A 20,494-nucleotide genomic window follows, 5' to 3' on the forward strand; every position below is an offset into this window, starting at 1 on the left:
CCCCCCCCCGCGCCCCCGGGGGCGGCGCCCGCCCCCCGCCCCCCCCCCCCCCCCCCCCCCCCCCCCCCCCCCCCCCCCCCCCCCCCCCCCCCCCCCCGCGGCTCCGCGCCCGGCGCCGAGGACGTCGGTCCCACCGGACCGCGATCGCGCGGACCGTGCGACCACCGGCGGAGCGAGTGCACTGTGGACGGTCAGGTGTAGTCGACTTCCGCCCCGCGCAGGACCGGGCCCACCAGCAGCGAACCCCACTGCGGCATCGTGCTCGCCCGGACGCCCATCGAGGGCGCCAGCACCAGCGCCACCGCGTCCCGCTCCTGCGGCGAGTTGATCAGCCCGAGGCCGTGCGACCCCGAACCCGCGGATCCGGCGGCCGGCGGGTCTCCCGCGGCGGGTGGGGCGGAACCGTCCTGGATCGGCCCGTCCGGCGGGTACTGCGGCCGCGTGCCGTCCGGGTAGTCGTAGCAGCGCGGGCCGCGCTCGTCGGCGTAGACCGGTTCGTCCCGGCCCGCCACGTATTCGCCGCGCGGTGCCACCACTTCGAGGGTGATGTGCGCGCCCGGCTCGTCGGTGCCCACGCCGAAGACGTCGTCCACCCGCGGGACCGTGTCGGCGAGGGTGCGCAGCAGGCAGGGGTACTCCGGCGAGTACTTCGCGAGCACGTCGGCGGTGGGCCGCGCCGACTCGCCGAGCCGGATCAGGTCGTCGCCGTTGGCTTCGAGGAACCCGGTGGCGTCGTTCGACGTGGTCGTCAGCTGGGAGGTGAGTCTGCGCAGGTTCTCCTGCTGGTCCACCAACGTCCGCGAGGTCTGCGACAGATCACCCAGCGCCGCCAGCACGTCCGGCGCCGCCTGCTCGTAGGTCTCCGCCACCCCGACCAGCTGCCGCAGGTTCTCCTGCAACTGCGGCACCGACGGGTTCAACCCCGCCACGTACTCGTTCAACCGCGAGATCGTGTCCCCGATCGACTCACCACGACCGTCCAACGCCTGGCTCAACGAATTCAACGTCACCGCCAGATCATCCGGATGGATCGCCTCCAGCACCGGCATCGTGTCCGCCAGCACCGTCTCCAACTCCACCGACGCCCGCGTCCGATCCTGCGAGATCACATCACCCGAAGCCAACCGCACCGACGACGCCCGCTCCGGCACGTCCAACGACACGTACCGCTCCCCGAACAACGTCCGCGGCAACAACCGCGCCGACACGTTCGACGGCAACAACCGCGCCTTGTCCGGTTCGAGCGCCAGGTGCAGCTCGGCGCCGTCGTCGACGGGCCGCACCTCGGAGACCCGGCCGATGATCATGCCGCGGACCTTCACCTCGGAGTCGGGCCCCAGCTGGTTGCCGGTGGACGCGGCGATCAGCACCACGTCCACGCTCGGGCGGAAGACCCCCTGGTACGTCGCCACCGTCGTGCTGAGGAACAACGCGGCGCACAGCAGCAGCGCCAGCCCCAGCAACCTGCGCCGCACCGTCGCATTGGTGCTGTTTTCGCTCATCGGACCGCCGTTGACTCGAACCCGGAACAATTCGACGTGGCCCGCAGCGGTCGGGCGCGCGGGGCGCGCCGGTTCCGCGGGGCCCTCGTCGTGGCGCTCCTCTGGACGGAAGACGACCGGAGGCGCCGGACAGGGCAAGAGACTAGAGCGCGAGGGTGACGTGGGTCATGAGAACCCCGGCCATCCGATTGACCATTCCGGACAGATCATTCCGCCGGGCGGCGGTCGCGGCCCCGGAGATCACCGCGGGCAGGATCTCGACGGGGCCCTGGCAAGTTCGGCGCGGCGCACCCGGCCTGGTCGGGGCCCACCGGCGGGAGTGCGGGCGGGCTGCGCCACCGACGTCAGTCGGCGGAGTCCTCCAGCTGCCGGGACCCGACGGGTATCGAGGCGACGCAGGAGACGCAGGGCATGCAGCCGCCGGCGGGGACGTCGGCGATGGCATCCCGCCGCAACCCCAACCCGCAGGCGGTGCGGGCGACACCGGCGTCCCAGTCGACCGAGACGATCGCGTGCGCCTGCCGAAGCGACACGCGCGGGTGCCTGCGCAACACCCACACCCGCTGCTCCGCTGCAGCGTCGGGGTCGCGCCGGAGGTGTGCGGAGCTGTTGGCAACGCTGGGCATCATTGCTCCCTCCTGTGCTTGAGATTAATCCTACTCAAGGATTAATCTCGTTGTCGAGCTGAACTGAACAGTGCGGAGGGAGCGCCCAGTGCAAGCACCGGACCCGAACCTGATGACCTCGTATTTCCCCCAGCACGGCTGGACGGCCGCGCACCGCTGCGGACCCAACGGCGGCAACTGCGTCGAGGTCAACCACCCCGTGGCGGGCGGCCCCGTCGGAGTCCGCGACAGCAAGAACATCGACGACGGAGTCCTGGTCTTCGACGCGGCGCGCTGGCGCTCGTTCCTGACCAGGACCCGCACCGGTGCGTTCGACCTGCCATGATCACCATCGGTACGATCGGTGGTGTCGATTATTCCCCTTAAGGGTGAAATCATCGGTCGGTCCGGTCACCACCGGGCAGCACGCCATCGGGTGCCCGCTCGGCTAGGATGATCTGCTTGTCGAGACCCCGAACGAAGAGCGGAGATTCCGAGTGCCGAGCACGGTGACGTCGCGGCGCAGACAGCTCGGCAACGAGATCCGCCGAGCGCGGACGGCGGTCGGGATGACCCAGCAGGAGGTCGCCGATCTGCTGGGCTGCAGGCAGGGCAAGGTCAACAAGATCGAGTCCGGCGCGGTGGCGGTCAAGCAGGCCGAGCTCAAGCAGATGCTGGAGGCTTTCCAGTGCAGCGACGCCCAGGCGGAGCTGATGCTGGACCTGGCCCGATCGAGCACCGGGCAGCGCGGCCAGTGGTCCGGGTACCGGTCCGCGGTGCCGCACTGGTTCCGCACCTTCACCGACCTGGAGCCCGCGGCGGGCGAGATCCTCAGCTGGCACGGCGAGCGGATCCCCGGCCCGTTGCAGTCCGAGCACTACATGCTCACCCAGTTCAGCGAGGATCGCGCCACGGACGTGACCTCGCTGGTGCGCAACCGCCAGGACCGCAAGCAGGTCTTCGACCTGGACCGGCCGCCCTACTACCGGTTCGTGATCGGTGAGGCCGCGTTCCGCCGGATGCCCGGCGGGCCGAACCCGTCGGTGGCGCTGGACCAGGTGGAGCACCTCCTGGCGCTGGGCGAGCGCTACTCGCGGGTGTTCGTGCACGTGCTGCCGTTCGACGTGCGGCTGGCCTTCACGCCGAACGACTTCACGATCATGCGCTTTCCCGACGCCACCAAGGACTTCGTGTTCATCGAACACGCCGCCGGTGGGGTTTACCTCGACGACGAAGGGGACTTCGAGCTGTTCGTGGATGCGTGGGACCGCATCCGCGGTGCCGCGCTGGAACTGAACGAGTCGGTGGACTTCCTGCAGGAATTGGCCGCCGAATTCCGTTCCAAGCTGACCTTCTGACCCTTTTCCGACCGAACCGGATCGGGGGGGGGGGGCCCCCCCCCCCCCCCCCCCGGGGGGGCCGGGGGGGCCCCCCCCCCCCCCCCCGCTTCGTGCTGCCGTGCGAACCGAACCGCGGACCGCCCGGCCGATTCCGCGCGTCCACGTGCCCGCAGGCCGCTGACCACGGACATCGGCCGGCTTTTCACCCGATGGCCCCCGCTCACGCCGAGCGGTCGAGGGGTTACTATTCGTCGCAAGATCACCCGGTTGTGACAAAGGACCATGCGAATGAGCGATCTTGATGAGGACCCGTTCCCCCCGCAGCACGCGGATTTGACCAAGCCGAGCGTCGCCCGGGTGTACGACTGGTACCTCGGCGGTAACGCGAACTGGGCCATCGACCGGGAATTCGGCCAGCACGTCGTCGACCAATACCCGTTGTTACGCCCGATCGCGATCAGCAATCGGCTCTTCCTGCACCGAGCGGTCCGGCACCTGGTGGCCCGCGGGGTGCACCAGTTCATCGACATCGGTTCCGGCGTGCCCACGATGGGCAACACGCACTCGGTCGCCGACGAGGTCGAGCCGGGCTCCAAGGTCGTCTACGTCGACCACGAGCCGGTCGCGGTGGCGCACTCCCAGGTGCTGCTGGAGAAGCACGGCGACGGGGAGCGGCACGCCGCGATCAACGCGGACTTCCGCAACCCGGACCGGTTGTGGCAGAAGGCCATCGAGACCGGGGTGCTCGACCTGGAGCAGCCGGTCGCGGTGCTGCTGATCGCGGTGCTGCACGTCCAGCAGCCGGGTCCGGACGGCGAGGACATCTCGCCGCAGGTCATGAAGCGCTACCGGGAGCTGCTGCCGCCCGGCTCGTACCTGGCGCTGTCGCACCTCACCGACGACGGGGTCCCCGCCGAGCTGGACGACCAGCTGGTCGGCATCAAGCAGATGTACGACAACTCCTCCAGCCCGGTGATCTGGCGCAGCCAGGAGGAGATCCGCGAGCTGTTCGGCGACTTCGAGATGCTGGAGCCGGGCATGGCGTGGACGACCGACTGGCACCCGGAGGACAGCAGCCCCAACCACTCGCCGAAGCTGGACTTCAGCCAGTCCGGCGAGTCGGCGATCTGGGCCGGGGTCGGGCGCAAGCCCCTCTGATCCGGCGGACCACCTCGGCGTCGATCAGGGACGCTCGATGCCGAGGTGGTCGCGCAGGGTGCGCCCCTTGTACTCCGTGCGGAATAATCCTCTGCGCTGCAGTTCCGGCACCACCTGCTCGAAGAAGTCCGTGACCCCGCCCGGCACGTACGGCGGCATCAGCACGAACCCGTCGCAGGCGCCTGCCTCGAACCAGCGCTGGAACTCGTCGGCGATCGTGGCGGGAGATCCGGCGACCAGCGGGAACGACAGCGTCGCCGCGTACTCGGCACCCAGCTCCCCCAGCATGATCCCGCGGTCGATCGCATCGGCGATCACGTGCTGGAAGCGGCCCTTGCTGCCGCGGATCTCGTCCCGGACGTCGGGCACCGGCCCGTCGACCGGGAAGCGGGACAGGTCGAGGTTCATGCTCGCCGCCATGAAGGTGAGGCCCGCGATGGGCAGCACCAGCGCACGCAGCTCCCGCTCGACCTCCCGCGCCTGCTCGTCGGTCTCCCCGACCACGGGCATGATCCCGGGCAGCACCCGCACCTCGTGCTCGCCGCGGCCCGCCTCCCGCACCTGCCGCTTGAAGCCGCGGTAGAACTCCACCCCGCGCTCCAGCGTCGGCGCCACCGCGAAGACCAGGTCGGCGTTCGCGGCGGCGAGCCGCTGGAACACCCCCGACGCCCCGGCCTGCACGATCACCGGCCGCCCCTGCGGCACCCGGGGCACGGGGAGCGGCCCGCGGACCTGGAACCAGTCCCCCGCGTGGTCGGCGTAGCGGACCTTGCTCGCGTCGGCGAACCGGCCCGCGGCCTGGTCGGCGAGCACCGCGCCCTCGTCCCAGGTATCCCACAAGGCCCGCACCGCGGTGAGGAACTCGGCGGCCCGCTCGTAGCGTTCCTGGTGGCCGAGGTGCTCGGCGCGGCCGAAGTTGCGCGCCTCCCCGTCGCTGACCGAGGTCACCGCGTTCCACCCGGCCCGGCCACCGCTGAGGTGGTCGATGCTGGCGAACATCCGGGCCACGTGGAACGGCTCCGAGTACGTGGTGGACGCGGTCGCGGCCAGGCCGATCCGCTCGGTCACCGAGGACAGCGCCGACAGCAGCACGATCGGGTCGAGATGGGTGTTCGGCCGGTGTTCGAGGACCGCGCCGAAGTCCCCGCCGTAGATGTCGTCGACCGCGAGCTTGTCCGCGATGAACAGCAGGTCCAGCTTGGCGCGCTCGGCGGACTCGGCGAGCCGCCGATAGAGCGCCAGGCCGTGCTCGCCGGGCGGCGCCGCCCGCGGGTGGCGCCAGCCGCCGGCGTGGATGCCGTGGTCGTCGAGGTAGAGCGCGAGGTGCAGCCGCCGGGTCATCGCCACCGCCCGCTCAGTACAGGCCGCGGTCGACGTGCTCGCCGATCGCCAGGTGTTCGCGCAGCACGCCGAACTCCAGGTAGTTGTCGGCGACCTCCTGCAGCTGGGCGGTCACCTGGTCGTCGACCGGACCACCGGTGCGCTGCGAGCGGTCCGAGACGAGCCGGGCGATGTTCGGCGGCCGGTGGCTGAGGTCGCCGTAGATCCGCGCGTTCTCCTCCGGGTTGGCCCGCGCCCACTCCAGCGCCTTGTTGTAGCGGCCGATGAAGTCGCGGATGGCGGCGCGGCGGCCCGGGTCGTCGAGCGCTTCCTGGTAGGCGTTGATGAAGCTGAGCCCGTGGGCGAGGCCGTTCGCGTCGCGCAGCACGGTCGCGCCCTGGTCGAGCTGGGCGGCGGCGGTGTACGGGTCCCAGGTGGACCAGGCGTCGATGGCGCCGGAGCTGAGCGCGGCGCTCGCGTTGACCGGTTCGAGGAAGCTGATCCGCACGTCGTCCGCGGACAACCCGGCTTCGCGCAGCGCGCTCAGCAGGAGGTAGTGCCCGACGCTGCCGGGCGTGGTCGGCGAGACGGTCTTGCCGCGCAGGTCGGCGACCGTGCGGATCGGCGAGCCCTTCGGCACCACGATGGCCAGTCCGTACTGCCGCACCGCCCGGGTCGCCGAGACGATCTTGATGTCGGCGCCGGAGCCGAGCGCGTTGAGCGTCGGCGCGTCCCCGGCGAGCCCGATGTCGACGGCTCCGCTGCGGAGGGCTTCCAGCAACGGCGCGGCGGCGGCGAACTGGGACCAGTGCACCTGGTACTGCTTGCCGTCGAGCACGCCGGCGGCCTCGACCAGGGCCTGCTGGATGCCCGCCTGGTCGCCGATGGTGAGCGTGACCTTGGTGAGGTCGACGCTGCCGTCCTCGCGGACCGCGGGATTCCCGCCGCAGGCGGCCGCGGCGAGCGGGCTCAGGACGAGCGGGGCGGCGGCCAGCTTGGCCAGGAAGGAACGCCGCGTGGAGCGGGTCGGCATGGGACCTCCAGCGAGGGGCGCGGCCGCCGGGCGGCCGGGCACGAGGTGAGGGCGTCCGTCCGCGCGGGACGGGAGGACCGGTGGGACCGGTGCGGGGGAACGAGCCGGGTCAGCGCGGACAGAGCGCCGAGGCCACCCGCGACAGGTCCACGTGACCCCGGGTGGTGAGCATCGGCCGCTGCGGCATGCCCGAACGCTAGCCAGGGCGCCGCGGCGGTGTAAACCCAATCCAACAGGTTGGGAATGCGATCACCGTCACCGCGGGCGACGCCCGGCGGACGACCGATCTGCGCGGACGAACGGGCCGATCACCCCGTGCGGCCACCGGGTTCGCGGACCACCACCACGGGGCACGCCGCGTGCTGCACGCAGTGCTGACCCACCGAACCGAGCAGCGCTCCGGTGAACCCGCCGTGGCCGCGGCTGCCGACGACCAGCAGGTCCGCGTCGGCGGCCGCGTCGATGAGCGCCTTCGCCGGACCGCCCTGCACGACGACGCGCTCCACGGGTACGCGGGACTCACCGGCCACCTCGTGCACCACGTCCTGCAGCGTCCGCGCGGTGCGGTGCCCGGCGTCGTCCGGCGCCCAGCCGTAGATCGGTGAGAGGTCCCAGGCCATCAGCGCGGTGATAGCGCCCCCGGCGAGGTCGGCGTGCCACAGCGCCCAGCGCAGCGCGGCGCGCGACGACGCTGAGCCGTCCACTCCGGTCACGATCCGGTAGGTCTCGGTCATGCGCGCCCTCCCCTGCCGAGCCACCACCGTCCCGCAGCCGCGGAGTGGTCGCATCGCGGCGCGGCAGCCCGGCGACTCGGTGGCGCGGCCCGTCGGTGCGACCTGGAGGCGCGGCGGACGTTCGGCGTGGCGCGGCTCGGCAGCCCGTCGGCGCGGGACGGGCGACCCGCCGGCGCGGCTCGGCAGCCCGGCGGCTCGGGGTGGCCCGTCGGCGCGAGCGGGGGGCGCGAACAGGGCGGCGCGGGCTATCGGCCGGTGTCGAAGTCCGGGGTCTCCTTGGCGAAGAACGCCCGGACCCCTTCGCGCGCCTCGGCGGAGGTGAACGCCTCGTCGCTGGCGGCCAGCGAGCGCCGCAGCACCTCCTCGTCCGGTTCGTCCGCGGTGGCGTCGATGAGGGATTTCACCAGCCGCAGCGAGGTCCGCGGCCGCCGCAGCAGAACGTCCGCGCGCTCCCGGGCCGCGGCGAGCGCGCCGCCGCGCTCCACCACCTCGTCGAGCAGCCCCCAGGACAGCGCGGTGCTCGCGTCGACCGGGTCGCCGAAGAACATCAGCTGCTTCGCGCGCCCCCGCCCGATCCGCCGCGTCACCCGGTAGGTGCCACCGCTGCCGGGGAACAGGCCGAGCTTGATCTCCGGCAGTCCCACCCGCACCTGCGGTTCGGCGATGATCAGGTCGCAGCACGCCGCCAGTTCCAGGCCACCGCCGTAGGCGAGGCCGCCGAGCGCGGCGATCGTCGGCACCGGCAGCCGCTCCAGCCGGGTGAACACCTCGTTCTGCCTGCGCAGCTTCCGCTCCACGACCGCGCCGGGGTGCATCAGGCCGGGGAACTCGCCGATGTCGGAACCGGCGCAGAACGCCCGCTCACCCGCCCCGGTGAGGATCACGACGCGCGCGCCGTCGCGCTCCACCGCGTCCAGCGCGGCGTCGAGCGCGCGGGTCAGCTCCAGGGTCACCAGGTTCATCGGCGGGTCGTCCAAGGTCAGCAGGGCGATCCCGGAGTCGGGTTCGTACCGGAGCGGTCCAGGTGCCACCACGCGTCGTCCTCCCGTTCGGCTGCGCTGCCCGCCCATCGTGGATCATCGCGGGCGGCCACCGCCCGCCGGTTCCCCCACGAGTGCCTAGGGTGGGGGCATGGCTGAGGAGATCTCCGGGGAGTTCGTAGCGGTCGGCCGGTCCCGCGCCTACTTGGCGCGGCCGGAGGTGGACGCGGGCGGCGCGATGCTGCTGCTGCCGATGCTCACCGGCATCGGCGAGCAGGTGCGGGAGTTCGCCGCCGACCTGGCCGCCGCCGGGGTCACCGCGCTGTCCTGGGACCCGTGGGACGGGCCGAGCGCCGACGACACCGAGCGCGACGAGCTGGTGCGGCTGATGGGCGAGCTCGACGACGAGGCGGCGCTCGCCGAGCAGCAGCGGCTGCTCTCGCACCTGTTCAACGAGCTCGGCGTGCAGCGGGCCGGGGTGATCGGCTGGTGCCTCGGCGGCCGGTTCGCGCTGCTGCTGGGCGGACGGGACAAGCGGCTGGCGAACGTGATCGCCTACCACCCGACGGTGCCGATTCCGCCCGCGCCGAACCACGCGCTGGACGCCGCCGAGCACGCCGCGCGGATCGAGGCGCCGGTGATGATGCACTACCCGGGCGCCGACGACCTGGTGCCGCGGGAGAGCTTCGACGCGCTGAACGCGGCGCTCACCGGCCGCGAGCGCGGCGCCAGCATCGTGCACACCTACCCCGGCGCCGAGCACGGGTTCAGCGCCCGCGCCCGCCAGGAGAACCCGGTGAACGCCGAGGCATACCTGCACTCCTGGCCGCAGACCCTGAGCTTCGTGCGGACTACCACTTTGCGGTGATCTTCCCCCTTCTGTTGCTTCGGGGGCGGGTGGCGGAACCTCAGCGGTTCCCTCGCTGCGGGATCTTTTTCCCAAGTGGCTCCGCCACGAGGGAAAAGCTGTCCTCGCGAGGGAACCGCTGAGAACCCGCTGGTGGTCGGTCTGCGTGCCTGGTCGGCAGCTCATCGGCTTCGCCGCTGACAGGAAGACGTTGAAGAGCCACTGGGAAAGCGGGCAGCGAGGAAGCTGCTGAGGTTCCGCCACCCGACCCACCTCGCAACCGAAGTGAAAATGAAGGGGCAGTCAGCCGAGCAGCACCGCGATGAACCCGATGGCGGGTGCGGCGAGGATGGTGGACAGCAGCACGGATTCGCGGGCCAGCACCACCGAGGTCTCGTAGCGGGCCGCGTAGGTGAACAGGTTCTGCGCGGCGGGCAGCGCCGAGGTGACGACGACGGCGAACAGCTGCGGGTCGGGCAGGTCGAAGACGAACCGGCCCAACGCCCAGGCGACCAGCGGCTGCACCACGGACTTGAGGGCCACGGAGAAGAACACCACCTTCTTCTCCGGGCTCCGGCCGGGCAGGCTGGCGCCGCGCAGCGAGATCCCGAACGCCAGCAGCACGCCCGGCACCGCCATCCCGCCGAGCAGGTTGATCGGGTCGAACACGGCGTCCGGCACGTGCAGCCCGGTCGCGGCGACCGCGACGCCGCTGAGCGAACCGAGCACCACGGGGTTGCGGAACGGCGTGGTCAGCCGCGCCGTCCAGGAGGTGTGCGCTCCGGGCCGCGACAGGTCGAGCACGGCCAGCGCGATCGGGGTGACGACGAGCTGCTGCAGCAGCAGCACGGGCGCGACCAGCGACGCGTCGCCGAGCACGTACACCGCGATCGGGATGCCGAGGTTGCCGGAGTTGACGTAGCTGGAGCACAACGCGCCGATGGTGGTGCGCCCGACGTCCCAGCCGCGGACCACCCCGGCGGCGACGAACAGGCCGGCGGCGGCGAAGGTGCTCAGCGCGGTGATCAGCAGCGGCAGCGAGACGATGACGGACAGGTCGGCGCGGGCGAGCGTGGTGAACAGCAGCGCCGGGGTGCCCACCGAGAACGCGAGCCTGCTCAGCACCTCCTGGCCGTGGTCGCCGAGTGAGCCGCGCAGCGCCACCAGGTAGCCGACGGCGATGATGGCGCCGATCACGGCGAACCCGGTGAGCACTCCGGTCACGTCGGCTCCGATCGGCGGGCGGGGGCGGTTCCCCGCCGCCAGGCGCGGTGCGCGCGGCTCATCGGTGCCCACTCCGATCTTCGGCAGGACGCGTCCGGCCGCGTGCGGAAGGGGCGGGGACGCCGGTCAGGGCGCCCGCCGGTATAGCTCGCGGGCGCCGCCATGCGGATCAGACGATAGCCGACCCGACCGCGAGCGACCACGAGCGCGGGCAATGACATATGTCATGCCGCGGGACGGGGACGGCCGAAGATGACCACATGATGGGAAATCGGCGTTCCGCGATGCTCCACAGAGGACTGATCCGCACCCTCCGGCAACTGCCCGGGACCCGTCCTCGCACGCGCGCGGCGGGTCGTCGCGGGCGATCAGCGGAGTTCGGCCACGCCGCACCAGGTTTCGGACTCCTCCGGCGCCGGGGCGCCGGGCGCGGGCGGCGACCCGTGCCACTGCGGGGTCCACACCACGCCGGGCTCCACCAGCCGCCAGCCGTCGAACAGGGCGCGCACCGCCGCGCGGTCGCGGTGCGTGACCTCGGTGCCCGAGGCGGCCAGCAGCTCGCGCAGCTCCCGGGAGGCGTCGGGCTGGTTGTCCTGGGTGGTGTGCGAGATGACGAGGAAGCTGCCCCGGGTGCACTGCTCCCGGTAGGTCCGCAGCATCTCGACGATGCCGTCCGCGTCGCTGACGTAGTGCAGCACCGCGACCATGAGCACGGCCACCGGCCGGTCGAGGTCGAGCAACCGCCGGGTGGGCTCCGCGGCCAGCACGTCGCCCGGGTCGCGCACGTCGGCTTGCACCATCGCCGCGTTCTCGTTGCCGCGCAGCAGCTGGCGGGTGTGCGCGGCGGCGACGGGTTCGTCATCGACGTACACCACGCGGGCCTCGGGGTTGCGGGCCTGCGCGATCTCGTGGGTGTTGCCGCGGGTGGGGATGCCGGAGCCGAGGTCGAGGAACTGGTCGATGCCCTCGTCCACGCAGAACTCCACGGCGCGGCGCAGGAAGGCGCGGTTGGCGCGGGCGACGGCGGGGCCGCTGGGCATCACCGCGAACACCTGGTCGGCGACCTCGCGGTCGATCTTGAAGTTGTGGTCGCCGTTGAGGGCGTAGTCGTACATGCGGGCCGCGTTGGCGTGCTTCACGTCCACTCCGGGGATCGATTCGAGCGAGAATCCGGGGTCGGTCCGCGGCGCCCTGGCGGCGGGTACGCCGGGGGCGTGCGGCGGAGCAGCGGTCCAGGAAGCGCCCGGTGCGGCCTGCTGGGGCGCGGCCGGGCCCGGGTCGGTTCCGATCCGTTCCGCGTCGTGCCGCCGTCCGTCCCGCCCCATCGAACGCTCCCCTCGACGAGCCCGGTCCCCTGGTCGAGCTCCGGCTTCGAGCGTGGCGAGGGGCCCGCGGGCGCGCAAGGGCCGCCCGGCCGAACCCGGTGCGGTCCTTCGGTGGAAGCGGCGCGTGTCAGTCCACTTCGGACATCAGCGCCAGGAGACCTGGGAGGTGGGCCAGCGCAGCGCGGCGCGTTCGATCTCGTCGCGAGCGCGCAACATCCGCCGCACGGCGCGCCGCTCGAACTCCGGGGTGACCCGCGCGGTGGGCACCGAGCAGCTGATCGCGTCCTGCACCGGGTTGTCGTAGCGCAACGCGACGCCGATGCAGTGCACGCCGACGTTGCTCTCCTCCAGCTCCACGGCGTAGCCGCGATCGCGGGTGGCGGCCAGGTCCGCGTGCAGCCCGGCGCGGTCCAGGGTCGACCCGGTGAACCTCGGCAGCGGGTCCGGCAGCAGCGCCGCCACGTCGGCGTCCGCCCGTTCGGCCAGCAGCGCCTTGCCCAGCGCGGTGGCGCTGGCGGGCAACCGGCGGCCGACCCGGCTGAACGGGCGCAGGTGGTGCTTGGACTCGCGGGTCAGCAGGTACACCACGTCGGCGCCGTCGAGCCGGGCGAAGTGCACCGTCTCGCCGAGGTCGGCGACCAGTTCGTCCAGGTGCGGCCCGATCTCGGCGACGCGCAGGTCGCCGTCGATGTAGGAGGTGCCGACCAGCAGCGCCCGCACCCCGATCCCGTACAGCGAGCCGGTGACGTCGGTGCGCACCCAGCCGCGGGCGACGAGCGTCTGCAGCAGGGCGTAGAGGCTGCTGCGCGGCACCTGGGTGCGTTCGGCCAGTTCGCGGAGGTTCACCGGTTCACCGTCGAGGCCGCCCAGCACCTCCAGGACCTCCACCGTGCGGGCCGCCGACTTGACGTCCCGCACGCCCTTCTGCCCGTCCGCCATGCCGCTCATCCCGCGCTCCCCGCGACCGGAAAACCCCCGGCCACCGTGCCTTTTCCGCAAAGCAACACCGTACACACCGGGCGGTCGGCGGGCCGTCGAAGGCTCCGCGGCCCCGGGCGTCCGGCGCGGGAGCGCCCGGGGTCCGGGGTCAGCGGGCGGCGGCGGACCGGCGCCTGCCGATCAGGGTGGCGAGCCCGGCGGCGAGCAACGAGGCCGCCGACAGCCCGTAGAGCCCGTAGGTGGTGGATCCGGTGGTCTCCTCCAGGAGGCCGATCGCGGTGGGCGCCACGAAACCGCCGAGGTTGCCCAGCGAGTTCACCAGCGCGATGCCCGGCGCGACGATCTTGCCGTCCAGCCCCTGCTGCGCGATCGGCCAGAAGATCGACGCGGAGCACTTGAACCCGACCGCGGCCACGCACATCGCCCCCACTCCGAACCACGGCGAGCCGAGCGTCGCCAGGAAGGTGCCGACCGCGGCGACGACCAGCGCCACCGTGACGTACGGGCGGCGGACGCCGGTGCGGTCGGTGAACCGGCCCATCAGGTACATCGCGGCGATCGCGCACGCCCACGGCACCGCGCTCACCACTCCGACGCCGAAGTCCGGCAGCCCTGCGATGCCGGACACCAGGCTCGGCAGCCAGAACGTGATCGCGTACCCGGTCAGCGAGATGGCGAAGAAGATGAAGCACAGCAGCAGGACCTGCGGGTGCAGCAGCAGCCGGGTCTTCGACACCCGCTCCTCCGCGTCCGCCCGGTGCGCGTCGTCGGCGGCCACCGCCGCGGCCAGCGCGGCCCCCTCCTCGGCGGTGAGCCACTTCGCGTCCCCGATCCGGGAGACGAGCAGGAAGGCCGCCACGACGCCGATCAGCACCGAGATCACGCCCTGCGCCAGGAACATCCACTTCCAGCCGGCGAGCCCGGCCACCCCGTCCAGCTCCAGCAGCGCGCCGGTGACCGGCCCGGTCACCACGTAGGCGCCCGCGGAACCGCCGAGGAAGATCGCGACGGCGCGGCCCCGGTACCGGTCCGGCAGCCAACGGGTGAAGTAGTACATGACGCCGGGGAAGAACCCGGCCTCCGCGACGCCCAGCAGGAACCGCATCGCGTAGAAGGTGGTGGTGTCGGTGATGAACGCCATCGCGAACACCACCACGCCCCAGCTGATCATGATGCGGGTGAGCCAGACGCGGGCGCCGAAGCGCTCCATCAGCACGTTGCTCGGTACTTCGAACAGCGCGTAGGCCACGAAGAACAGCCCGGCCCCGAGCCCGTAGGCCGCGGCGCCGATGCCGAGGTCGGCTTCCAGGTCGTGGCGCACGAACCCGATGTTCGTGCGGTCCATCTGGTTGACGATCAGCATGACCACCAGCAGCGGGACCATGCGCCGGAAGAACTTGCCCACCGCACCGCGCAGCGCGGCATCGTCCGAAGTGGACTCCGTCGGTACCGTCGTCATCGACGCCTCCGGGAGGGGAAGGAGCGGTTCACCAGACGGGGAACGAGGGTGCCTGCCACTCCGGGCGCACCCTGCGCATCGCGGCCGCGTCGTCCCGGTCGCGCACGTCGCTGTCGAGCCAGCGCCGGTGCAACCGGGCCAGCGAGTCCCGGTCGAGCTCGATGCCCAGCCCGGGCGCGTCGGTGACCTCGACGCAGCCGTCGCGGAAGGTGTGCGGCGCGGTGATCACGTCCTCGGTCTGCCACGGCCGGTGCGTGTCGCAGGCGTGGTCGAGGTCGGGGATGGTGGCGGCCACGTGCGTCATCGCGGCGAGGCTGATGCCCAGGTGCGTGTTGGAGTGCATGGACAGCTGCTTGCCGTGGGTGCGGCAGATCGCGGCGAGGTCCTGGGTGGCGCGCAGCCCGCCCCAATAGTGGTGGTCGGAGAGCACGACCTGCACGGCGTCGGCGGCGAACGCGGCGGGCACCTCGTCGAGCGCGGTGACGCACATGTTGGTGGCCAGCGGGAGGCTGGTGCGGGCGGCGACCCGCGCCATCTGCTCGGTGCCCGCGGTGGGGTCCTCCAGGTACTCGGCGACGCCTTCGAGCTCGGCGGCGACCCGCAGGCTGGTCTCGACCGACCACGCGCCGTTGGGGTCGAGCCGCAGCGGGGCGTCCGGGAACGCCTCGTGCAGCGCGTGGACCGCGGCGACCTCCTGCTCCGGTGCGAACGCGCCGCCCTTGAGCTTGAAGGAGCGGAACCCGTACCGGTCGGCGAACCGCCGCGCCTGCGCGACGACGCCTGCCGGATCGAGCGCGGCGCCCCAGTCGTCCTCCGGCTCGCCGGGCAGCGGGTGCGCGGCCCACCGGTAGAACAGGTAGCCGCTGTACTCGACGCGGTCGCGGACCTTCCCGCCGAGCAGCGCGTGCACCGGCAACCCGGTCTCGTGGCCGAGCGCGTCGAGCAGCGCCACCTCGAACGCGGACACGACGCTGTGCACCAGCTTCACCTCGGTGCGGGCGCCGCGGAGCCCTTCGGCGACGACGGTGTTGTCGATCCGGGCGATGTCCACTTCGGCGGCCGCGGCGGCGACCCGGGCGAACAGGTCGTTGCGGGCCGTCAGCGGGCGTCCGACGAGCTCCGGACCGAAGGCCTGGGCGATCGTGAGGTAGTCGGTGTCGCCGTAGGTCTCCCCGATGCCGCTCACCCCGTTCTCGGTGACGACCTCGACGATGGTGCGCGGCGTGTACGGCTGGTGCACGCCCTGGACGTTCAGCAGCGGCGGATCGCTGATCAGGATGGGGGTGACGCGGACTTCGGCGATGCGGGTGCTCTCGGGCATGGGATCTCCCTGCTCAGTCCTGGTCGACGAGCGCCAGGCCCGTCTCGATCAGCTTCTGGAGGTCGGCGAGGTCGGCGGGCCCCGGATCGACCAGCGGGGCGCGCACCGGCCCGACGGGCAGGCCGCGCAGCCGGGCGCCCGCCTTGACCAGCGCCACGGCGTAACCGGCCCGGCGGTCGCGGAGTTCGACGAGCGGGAAGTAGAACTCGCGCAGCAGCCCTTCGACTCGCTCCCGGTCCCCGCCGCGCAGCGCGGTGAAGAAGGTCCGCGCGATCTCGGGGGCGAACGCGTGCACCGCGGAGGAGTAGGCGGGGACGCCGATCGCGGAGTAGGCGCGGGCCTGCATCTCGGCGGTGGCCGCGCCGTTGAAGAACAGGAAGTCCGCGGGGGTGCTGAGCGTGAGGCGCTGCAGCGCGTCGAGGTCGCCGTGGCCGTCCTTGAGGCCGATGACGGTGGGGAGCTCGGCGATCCGGGCGGCGGCGCCGGGGCCGAAGCGGACGTGGTCGCGCTGGTAGGCGATCAGCGGCAGCCGGGTGTGCTCGGCGACGCGGCGCACCTGCTCGACCACGCCGTCCTGCGGTGCCTTGACGAGGTAGTGCGGGAGCAGCAGTCCGGCGTCGGCGCCCGCGTCCACGGCGCGTTCGGCGAACTGCCGCGCCTGCGCCCAGCCGTAGCCGAGCCCGGCGAGCACCGGGATCCGCCCGTCCGCGACCTCGACGGCGGTCCGCACGACGGCGGCGTGCTCGTCCTGGGTGAGGGAGAAGAACTCGCCGGTGCCGCAGGCGACGAAGAACGCGGCGGGGTCGGCGTCGACCTGTCCCCGGAGGTAGGTCCGGAACGCGGCGAGGTCGAGCTCGCCGGCGGCGGTGAACGAGGTGAGGGGGAACGACAGCACGCCGGCGGCCATGCGTTCGCGGAGGTGGGCGGCGAACCTACCGGGGTCGGGTGGCGAGGTACCGAGCGGAGCCGAAGCCATGCGCATCTCGTCTTCATATGTAGACTGCGATTCCTCTTGTAGACGAGACTAGGAATCGGCCCCACCGCTGTCAACGCCCCCGGTGGACCACCGGTGAACTGTTCCCGAACGGTCGCCGCACCCGGACCCGGCCGCACCGGCCGCCCCTAGCTTCGGCCTCGGAAGCGCACTTCCCCGCGCGACGGGAGCCGACATGCCCGACTTCGACTGGTCCTGGGAGACCGCGCTGGCCGCGCTCGGCCTCGTGGTGCCGATCGTGCTCGCGCTCTACGAATTCGCCTTCGTCGGCCGCAAACGGCTCGGCTACCGGGTGCAGCTGGACACCACCGCCACCGACGCCGCGCACCCCGACCGCGGCCGGCTCGACCCCGGCGCGTTCCAAGCCCTGCAGCTGTCCACCGAAGGCGCCGCGCTCACCGCGCCCTCGTTCGTGCTGCTGCGCATCGAGAACGACGGGGCCACCAACATCGACCCCGCCGACTACGCGGTGCTCGACGGCGACAAGGTCGGCATCCGGGTGCGGTTCCCCGGCCGCACCATCGCGGGCATGGTGATCACCGAGCTCAGCAGCGAATTCCTGCGCCCGTCCTTCGGGCCGGATTCCGGGCTGCGCGTCGACCGGGACGTCATCGAACTGCCCAAGGTGCCGCTCAACCGCGGCGCGCACTACAAGGTGCTGGCGGTGCTGGACCGCGCGGCGGGATCGGACCGCGCGGCAGGATCGGACGCCGCGCCGGAGGTCGTCGGCGGCATCAAGGGCGGCGTTGGCACCGGCGCCATCCGCGAGACCCGCAGCCACAACCGGCCACCGCGGCGGATCATGGCGCTGGTGCTGTTCCTGGTGCTGGTCAGCCTCGGGCAGCTCGCGGTCTCGTTGACCCGGCCCGATCCGGTGGCGCTGGAGTGCGCGGCGGGCCGCATCACGCTCACCGGTTCCTCGGCGTTCGAGCACGCGGCCCGCGCCGCGGCCGACGCCTACCAGCGGCGCTGCCCCGGCTCGCTGATCGTCTCCGACTTCAGCGACAGCGACACCGGCCTCGCCGAGCTCGGCGAGCCCGGGCGCGCCGCCCGGGACGGAGCACCGGACCTGCTCGCGTTCTCCGACGGTGCCAAGGGGAACCGCGAGCCGAAGCTGCTGGCGCGCCCCGTGTCGCTGTCGGTGTTCAGCCTCGTCGTCAGCGAGCAGGCGCAGGTGCGGGACCTGTCGCTGGACCAGGTCCGGCGCCTGTACCGGGGCGAGATCACCGACTGGCGGCAGCTGGACGGCGCCGAGCTGCCGGTGCGGCTGGTGAGCCGCGACCGGCAGTCCGGCACCCGGAAGGTCTTCGAACGCCGCCTGCTCGGCGCGGGCGGCGAACGGGCGCCGTGGAACTCCGCCGACTGCGCGGAAGTCCGACCCGAGGAGGCGCCGGGCGTGGTGCACTGCGAACGCGGCGACACCGGCCAGGTGCTGGACGCGGTGCGCCGCACACCCGGCGCTCTCGGCTACGCGGAGGCGGGCCGGATCGAGGGCGACGACCGGGTGCTGCCGGTCCGCATCGACGGCGTGCCCGCCACCCGGGAGACCGTCGTCGACGGCGCCTATCCCTTCTGGGAGACCGAATTCGCCTACACCTACGACGAACCGCGGCCCGGCTCGCTCGTGTCGAGCTTCCTGGAGTTCCTGCGTTCTCCGGCGGGCGGCGCGATCCTGCGGCACGAGGGCGACGTCCCCTGCGCCGACCTGGACCGGCCGTCCCGCTGCACCCCCGAGCAGTGATCAGTCCATTGTGGATCGCTACCGGCGGCGGATCCGGGCCAGGTGCGCGGCGGAATCGACCACCGCGCCGTCGGCGACGTCCAGGCGGCGGGCGTTGTCCCCGGAGGCGATGCCGCGGTACGACACCCGGCGCACCTCCTCGACGTCCCAGCCGTCGGTGAACGCGGCGGCGAAGTCGTCTTGGTGCACCGTCGGCCCGATGCTCTCCGCCACGTCGGCCAGCGCCAGCACGTGCACCACCGAACCCGGTTCGGTCACCGCGCGCAGCGACCGGGCGTAGGCGCTGCGGTCCGCCGGGCCGAACACGTGGAACAGGGCGCTGTCCAGCACCACGTCGAACCGCCGGTTCTCCGGGAGCCGCAACGCGTCCGCGAGCTCGAAGCGCGCGTCCACCCCGCGCCGGGCGGCGTTCGCCCGCGCCCGCTCCAGCGCGTTCGGGGACGAATCCGCGCCCAGCACGTCGTAGCCGCGGCCGGCCAGCAGGATCGTGTGCTCCCCCGTCCCGCAGCCGAGGTCGAGCACCGCGCCCCGGAAGCCGCCGGTGCGCTCCAGCTCCACCACCGCGGGCTGCGGTTCCCCGATCACCCACGGCGGATCACCCGCCGCGTAGAACTCGTCGAACGTCGCGATCGGCACCGTGTTCTCCATCTCGAACACTTCGGTCGCAGCGGAATTCCGGTGGATCGGGCGGCGCCCGCGGCGGCGGGCAGGGCGGTGGAGCCCGCCGTGCGGTGCCGCCCGATCCGAAACGAACGCTAGGAGTTCGAGCGCGCTCGAAGTCAAGGGCGCGCCGCTATCCTGGCGGCACGCAGCCGCGCCGCACGCCCGCTGCGTTCTCCCGGCTCCGCGCGGACGGCTCCCGTCCCGGGCCGACCCCACCCGCACCGCCCAGGAGGCCCCGCATGTCCGCACCGCGCCGCGTCGTCGTCACCGTCGGCCCGGGTTCCGGGAAGAGCACGCTGCTCGACCGGCTCGGCGCCGCCGGGTGGGCCCGGTCCGAGGAGGCCGGGCGCGGCGTGATCCGCGACCAGCTCGCCGTCGGCGGCGGCGGGCTGCCGTGGGTCGACCCGGTGCTGTTCGCGGAACTGATGCTGTGCTGGGAACTGCGCGAGCACCGGGCCGCGCGGGACGGCGTCACGTTCTTCGACCGCGGGCTGCCGGACATCGCCGGTTTCCTGCGCGTCGAAGGCCTCCCGCTGCCCGCGCACGTGCACGCCGCGGCCCGGGACCTGCGGTACTCGGGCCCGGTGTTCCTCGCGCCGCCGTGGCCGACGATCTACCGGACCGACGCGGAGCGCAGGCAGTCTCCCGAGCTCGCGCGCCGCACCGGCGAGGTGCTCGCCGAGACCTACGCCGACTACGGCTACGAGCTCGTGGAACTGCCGCGGGCACCGGTCGCGGAGCGGGCGCGGTTCGTGCTGGAGGTGCTCGGCTAGCTGCGGTCGATGCCGAAGTCGGCGGCGAGCTGGCGGGTGGTGCTGGCGCCGTCCAGGGCCTCCCGGATCAGGTCCGCGTGACCGCCGTGCTGCGCGGTCTCCCGCAGCAGGTGGCCGACGACGCGGCGCGCGGTCCACTCGGCTCCCGGCGGGAACCACGGCGCCGCGGGCAGCGGCAGCGGCACGCCCAGGTCCGGGAGCTCGGCCACGGCCCGGTCGGTGTCCTCGGCGGCCTGCCGGTAGTCGTCGATGAGGTCGGCCAGCGCATCATCCGGCCCCATCCGCAGGCTGTCCGGATCGGCGCCGCCGAGCTGCTCCGGATCGGGCCGCGAGCGCAGCACCCGCGTCCACTCCCGCTCCACCGCGGCGAGGTGCTTGAGCAGCCCGCCCAAGGTGAGGTCGCTCGCGGTGGTCCGCCGCGCCGCGGCGGCGTCGCTGAGCCCGCGCACCGTGATCAGCAGCGCGTGCCGTTGTTCTCCCAGCAGACCCAGCAGATCCGTCCGCTCGTCCGTTCCCGTCATCCCGTCGCACCTTCC

21 protein-coding genes are annotated in these 20,494 nt (G+C 72.8%); 6 read left to right on the forward strand and 15 right to left on the reverse strand.

Annotated features, from left to right (window positions below):
• Positions 1–191: 191 nt before the first annotated feature.
• On the reverse strand, positions 192–1,502 hold the full coding sequence (locus LCD31_RS01885; protein WP_224955653.1) for an MCE family protein: 1,311 nt from the start codon (positions 1,500–1,502) through the stop codon (positions 192–194).
• Between the two features lie 344 nt (positions 1,503–1,846).
• On the reverse strand, positions 1,847–2,128 hold the full coding sequence (locus LCD31_RS01890; RefSeq protein ID WP_224955654.1) for a hypothetical protein: 282 nt from the start codon (positions 2,126–2,128) through the stop codon (positions 1,847–1,849).
• 88 nt (positions 2,129–2,216) lie between these two features.
• On the opposite strand from LCD31_RS01890, the gene LCD31_RS01895 reads away from it, so the two are divergent.
• From LCD31_RS01895 to LCD31_RS01905, 3 genes are all read left to right on the forward strand, one after another.
• Positions 2,217–2,453: a DUF397 domain-containing protein gene (locus LCD31_RS01895; RefSeq protein ID WP_224955655.1), complete on the forward strand. Its 237-nt coding sequence runs from the start codon at positions 2,217–2,219 to the stop codon at positions 2,451–2,453.
• A 151-nt stretch (positions 2,454–2,604) separates the two neighbouring features.
• On the forward strand, positions 2,605–3,465 hold the full coding sequence (locus LCD31_RS01900; protein ID WP_224955656.1) for a helix-turn-helix transcriptional regulator: 861 nt from the start codon (positions 2,605–2,607) through the stop codon (positions 3,463–3,465).
• Positions 3,466–3,735: 270 nt separating this feature from the next.
• A complete protein-coding gene (locus tag LCD31_RS01905; RefSeq protein WP_224955657.1) occupies positions 3,736–4,605 on the forward strand; it encodes an SAM-dependent methyltransferase in 870 nt (289 codons plus the stop codon).
• A gap of 24 nt (positions 4,606–4,629) precedes the next feature.
• Here the strand turns inward: LCD31_RS01905 and LCD31_RS01910 are convergent, their stop codons facing one another.
• From LCD31_RS01910 to LCD31_RS01925, 5 genes are all read right to left on the reverse strand, one after another.
• Positions 4,630–5,946 (reverse strand): LLM class flavin-dependent oxidoreductase, encoded by a 1,317-nt coding sequence (locus LCD31_RS01910; protein ID WP_224955701.1) that lies wholly within the window; start codon positions 5,944–5,946, stop codon positions 4,630–4,632.
• Positions 5,947–5,959: 13 nt separating this feature from the next.
• Positions 5,960–6,958 carry an ABC transporter substrate-binding protein gene (locus tag LCD31_RS01915; protein WP_224955658.1) on the reverse strand — a complete coding sequence of 333 codons (999 nt, stop codon included), beginning with the start codon at positions 6,956–6,958 and terminating at the stop codon, positions 5,960–5,962.
• Between the two features lie 109 nt (positions 6,959–7,067).
• Entirely contained in the window at positions 7,068–7,145 is a 78-nt protein-coding gene (locus LCD31_RS29720) for a putative leader peptide (RefSeq protein ID WP_358444385.1), read from the reverse strand.
• Between the two features lie 121 nt (positions 7,146–7,266).
• Positions 7,267–7,692 carry a universal stress protein gene (locus LCD31_RS01920; protein ID WP_224955659.1) on the reverse strand — a complete coding sequence of 142 codons (426 nt, stop codon included), beginning with the start codon at positions 7,690–7,692 and terminating at the stop codon, positions 7,267–7,269.
• A 245-nt stretch (positions 7,693–7,937) separates the two neighbouring features.
• On the reverse strand, positions 7,938–8,723 hold the full coding sequence (locus LCD31_RS01925) for an enoyl-CoA hydratase/isomerase family protein (protein ID WP_224955660.1): 786 nt from the start codon (positions 8,721–8,723) through the stop codon (positions 7,938–7,940).
• Positions 8,724–8,823: 100 nt separating this feature from the next.
• Here LCD31_RS01925 and LCD31_RS01930 point away from each other — a divergent pair, with 100 nt between their 5' ends.
• Entirely contained in the window at positions 8,824–9,540 is a 717-nt protein-coding gene (locus LCD31_RS01930; RefSeq protein WP_224955661.1) for a dienelactone hydrolase family protein, read from the forward strand.
• 282 nt (positions 9,541–9,822) lie between these two features.
• Here LCD31_RS01930 and LCD31_RS01935 read toward each other — a convergent pair whose 3' ends face one another.
• The 6 genes from LCD31_RS01935 to LCD31_RS01960 form a co-directional block, all read right to left on the reverse strand.
• The gene (locus tag LCD31_RS01935; protein ID WP_224955662.1) at positions 9,823–10,743 is read right to left on the reverse strand and encodes an AEC family transporter; all 921 of its coding nucleotides are present in this window, start codon (positions 10,741–10,743) and stop codon (positions 9,823–9,825) included.
• 368 nt (positions 10,744–11,111) lie between these two features.
• Positions 11,112–12,068: an SAM-dependent methyltransferase gene (locus tag LCD31_RS01940; RefSeq protein WP_224955663.1), complete on the reverse strand. Its 957-nt coding sequence runs from the start codon at positions 12,066–12,068 to the stop codon at positions 11,112–11,114.
• A gap of 144 nt (positions 12,069–12,212) precedes the next feature.
• The gene (locus tag LCD31_RS01945; protein ID WP_224955664.1) at positions 12,213–13,016 is read right to left on the reverse strand and encodes an IclR family transcriptional regulator; all 804 of its coding nucleotides are present in this window, start codon (positions 13,014–13,016) and stop codon (positions 12,213–12,215) included.
• A 139-nt stretch (positions 13,017–13,155) separates the two neighbouring features.
• Positions 13,156–14,466, reverse strand: a complete 1,311-nt coding sequence (locus LCD31_RS01950) for an MFS transporter (RefSeq protein WP_224955665.1) — start codon at positions 14,464–14,466, stop codon at positions 13,156–13,158.
• Between the two features lie 28 nt (positions 14,467–14,494).
• Positions 14,495–15,787 carry a glucarate dehydratase family protein gene (locus tag LCD31_RS01955; protein WP_224955666.1) on the reverse strand — a complete coding sequence of 431 codons (1,293 nt, stop codon included), beginning with the start codon at positions 15,785–15,787 and terminating at the stop codon, positions 14,495–14,497.
• A 13-nt stretch (positions 15,788–15,800) separates the two neighbouring features.
• Positions 15,801–16,763, reverse strand: coding sequence for a 5-dehydro-4-deoxyglucarate dehydratase (locus tag LCD31_RS01960; protein ID WP_255614470.1), 963 nt, complete (start codon positions 16,761–16,763; stop codon positions 15,801–15,803).
• Between the two features lie 193 nt (positions 16,764–16,956).
• Here LCD31_RS01960 and LCD31_RS01965 point away from each other — a divergent pair, with 193 nt between their 5' ends.
• Positions 16,957–18,522 (forward strand): substrate-binding domain-containing protein, encoded by a 1,566-nt coding sequence (locus LCD31_RS01965; protein WP_224955667.1) that lies wholly within the window; start codon positions 16,957–16,959, stop codon positions 18,520–18,522.
• An 18-nt stretch (positions 18,523–18,540) separates the two neighbouring features.
• On the opposite strand, the gene LCD31_RS01970 is transcribed toward LCD31_RS01965, so the two are convergent.
• On the reverse strand, positions 18,541–19,158 hold the full coding sequence (locus tag LCD31_RS01970) for a class I SAM-dependent methyltransferase (protein ID WP_308012520.1): 618 nt from the start codon (positions 19,156–19,158) through the stop codon (positions 18,541–18,543).
• A 266-nt stretch (positions 19,159–19,424) separates the two neighbouring features.
• Here LCD31_RS01970 and LCD31_RS01975 point away from each other — a divergent pair, with 266 nt between their 5' ends.
• Positions 19,425–19,958, forward strand: coding sequence for an AAA family ATPase (locus tag LCD31_RS01975; RefSeq protein WP_224955669.1), 534 nt, complete (start codon positions 19,425–19,427; stop codon positions 19,956–19,958).
• Here the strand turns inward: LCD31_RS01975 and LCD31_RS01980 are convergent.
• The gene (locus LCD31_RS01980) at positions 19,955–20,479 is read right to left on the reverse strand and encodes a DUF664 domain-containing protein (RefSeq protein ID WP_224955670.1); all 525 of its coding nucleotides are present in this window, start codon (positions 20,477–20,479) and stop codon (positions 19,955–19,957) included. The genes LCD31_RS01975 and LCD31_RS01980 overlap by 4 nt on opposite strands.
• Positions 20,480–20,494 lie beyond the last annotated feature (15 nt).

The organism is Saccharopolyspora sp. 6M, assembly GCF_020176775.1.
Taxonomy (GTDB): domain Bacteria; phylum Actinomycetota; class Actinomycetes; order Mycobacteriales; family Pseudonocardiaceae; genus Saccharopolyspora_C; species Saccharopolyspora_C gregorii.

Excerpts from the sequence above, each read along its gene's own strand:
- LCD31_RS01885 (WP_224955653.1), bottom strand. The coding sequence starts at position 1,502 with ATGAGCGAAAACAGCACCAATGCGACGGTGCGGCGCAGGTTGCTGGGG.
- LCD31_RS01890 (WP_224955654.1), bottom strand. The coding sequence starts at position 2,128 with ATGCCCAGCGTTGCCAACAGCTCCGCACACCTCCGGCGCGACCCCGAC.
- LCD31_RS01905 (WP_224955657.1), top strand. The coding sequence starts at position 3,736 with ATGAGCGATCTTGATGAGGACCCGTTCCCCCCGCAGCACGCGGATTTG.
- LCD31_RS01910 (WP_224955701.1), bottom strand. The coding sequence starts at position 5,946 with ATGACCCGGCGGCTGCACCTCGCGCTCTACCTCGACGACCACGGCATC.
- LCD31_RS01915 (WP_224955658.1), bottom strand. The coding sequence starts at position 6,958 with ATGCCGACCCGCTCCACGCGGCGTTCCTTCCTGGCCAAGCTGGCCGCC.
- LCD31_RS29720 (WP_358444385.1), bottom strand. The coding sequence starts at position 7,145 with ATGCCGCAGCGGCCGATGCTCACCACCCGGGGTCACGTGGACCTGTCG.
- LCD31_RS01920 (WP_224955659.1), bottom strand. The coding sequence starts at position 7,692 with ATGACCGAGACCTACCGGATCGTGACCGGAGTGGACGGCTCAGCGTCG.
- LCD31_RS01930 (WP_224955661.1), top strand. The coding sequence starts at position 8,824 with ATGGCTGAGGAGATCTCCGGGGAGTTCGTAGCGGTCGGCCGGTCCCGC.
- LCD31_RS01940 (WP_224955663.1), bottom strand. The coding sequence starts at position 12,068 with ATGGGGCGGGACGGACGGCGGCACGACGCGGAACGGATCGGAACCGAC.
- LCD31_RS01945 (WP_224955664.1), bottom strand. The coding sequence starts at position 13,016 with ATGAGCGGCATGGCGGACGGGCAGAAGGGCGTGCGGGACGTCAAGTCG.
- LCD31_RS01950 (WP_224955665.1), bottom strand. The coding sequence starts at position 14,466 with ATGACGACGGTACCGACGGAGTCCACTTCGGACGATGCCGCGCTGCGC.
- LCD31_RS01955 (WP_224955666.1), bottom strand. The coding sequence starts at position 15,787 with ATGCCCGAGAGCACCCGCATCGCCGAAGTCCGCGTCACCCCCATCCTG.
- LCD31_RS01960 (WP_255614470.1), bottom strand. The coding sequence starts at position 16,763 with ATGGCTTCGGCTCCGCTCGGTACCTCGCCACCCGACCCCGGTAGGTTC.
- LCD31_RS01965 (WP_224955667.1), top strand. The coding sequence starts at position 16,957 with ATGCCCGACTTCGACTGGTCCTGGGAGACCGCGCTGGCCGCGCTCGGC.
- LCD31_RS01975 (WP_224955669.1), top strand. The coding sequence starts at position 19,425 with ATGTCCGCACCGCGCCGCGTCGTCGTCACCGTCGGCCCGGGTTCCGGG.
- LCD31_RS01980 (WP_224955670.1), bottom strand. The coding sequence starts at position 20,479 with ATGACGGGAACGGACGAGCGGACGGATCTGCTGGGTCTGCTGGGAGAA.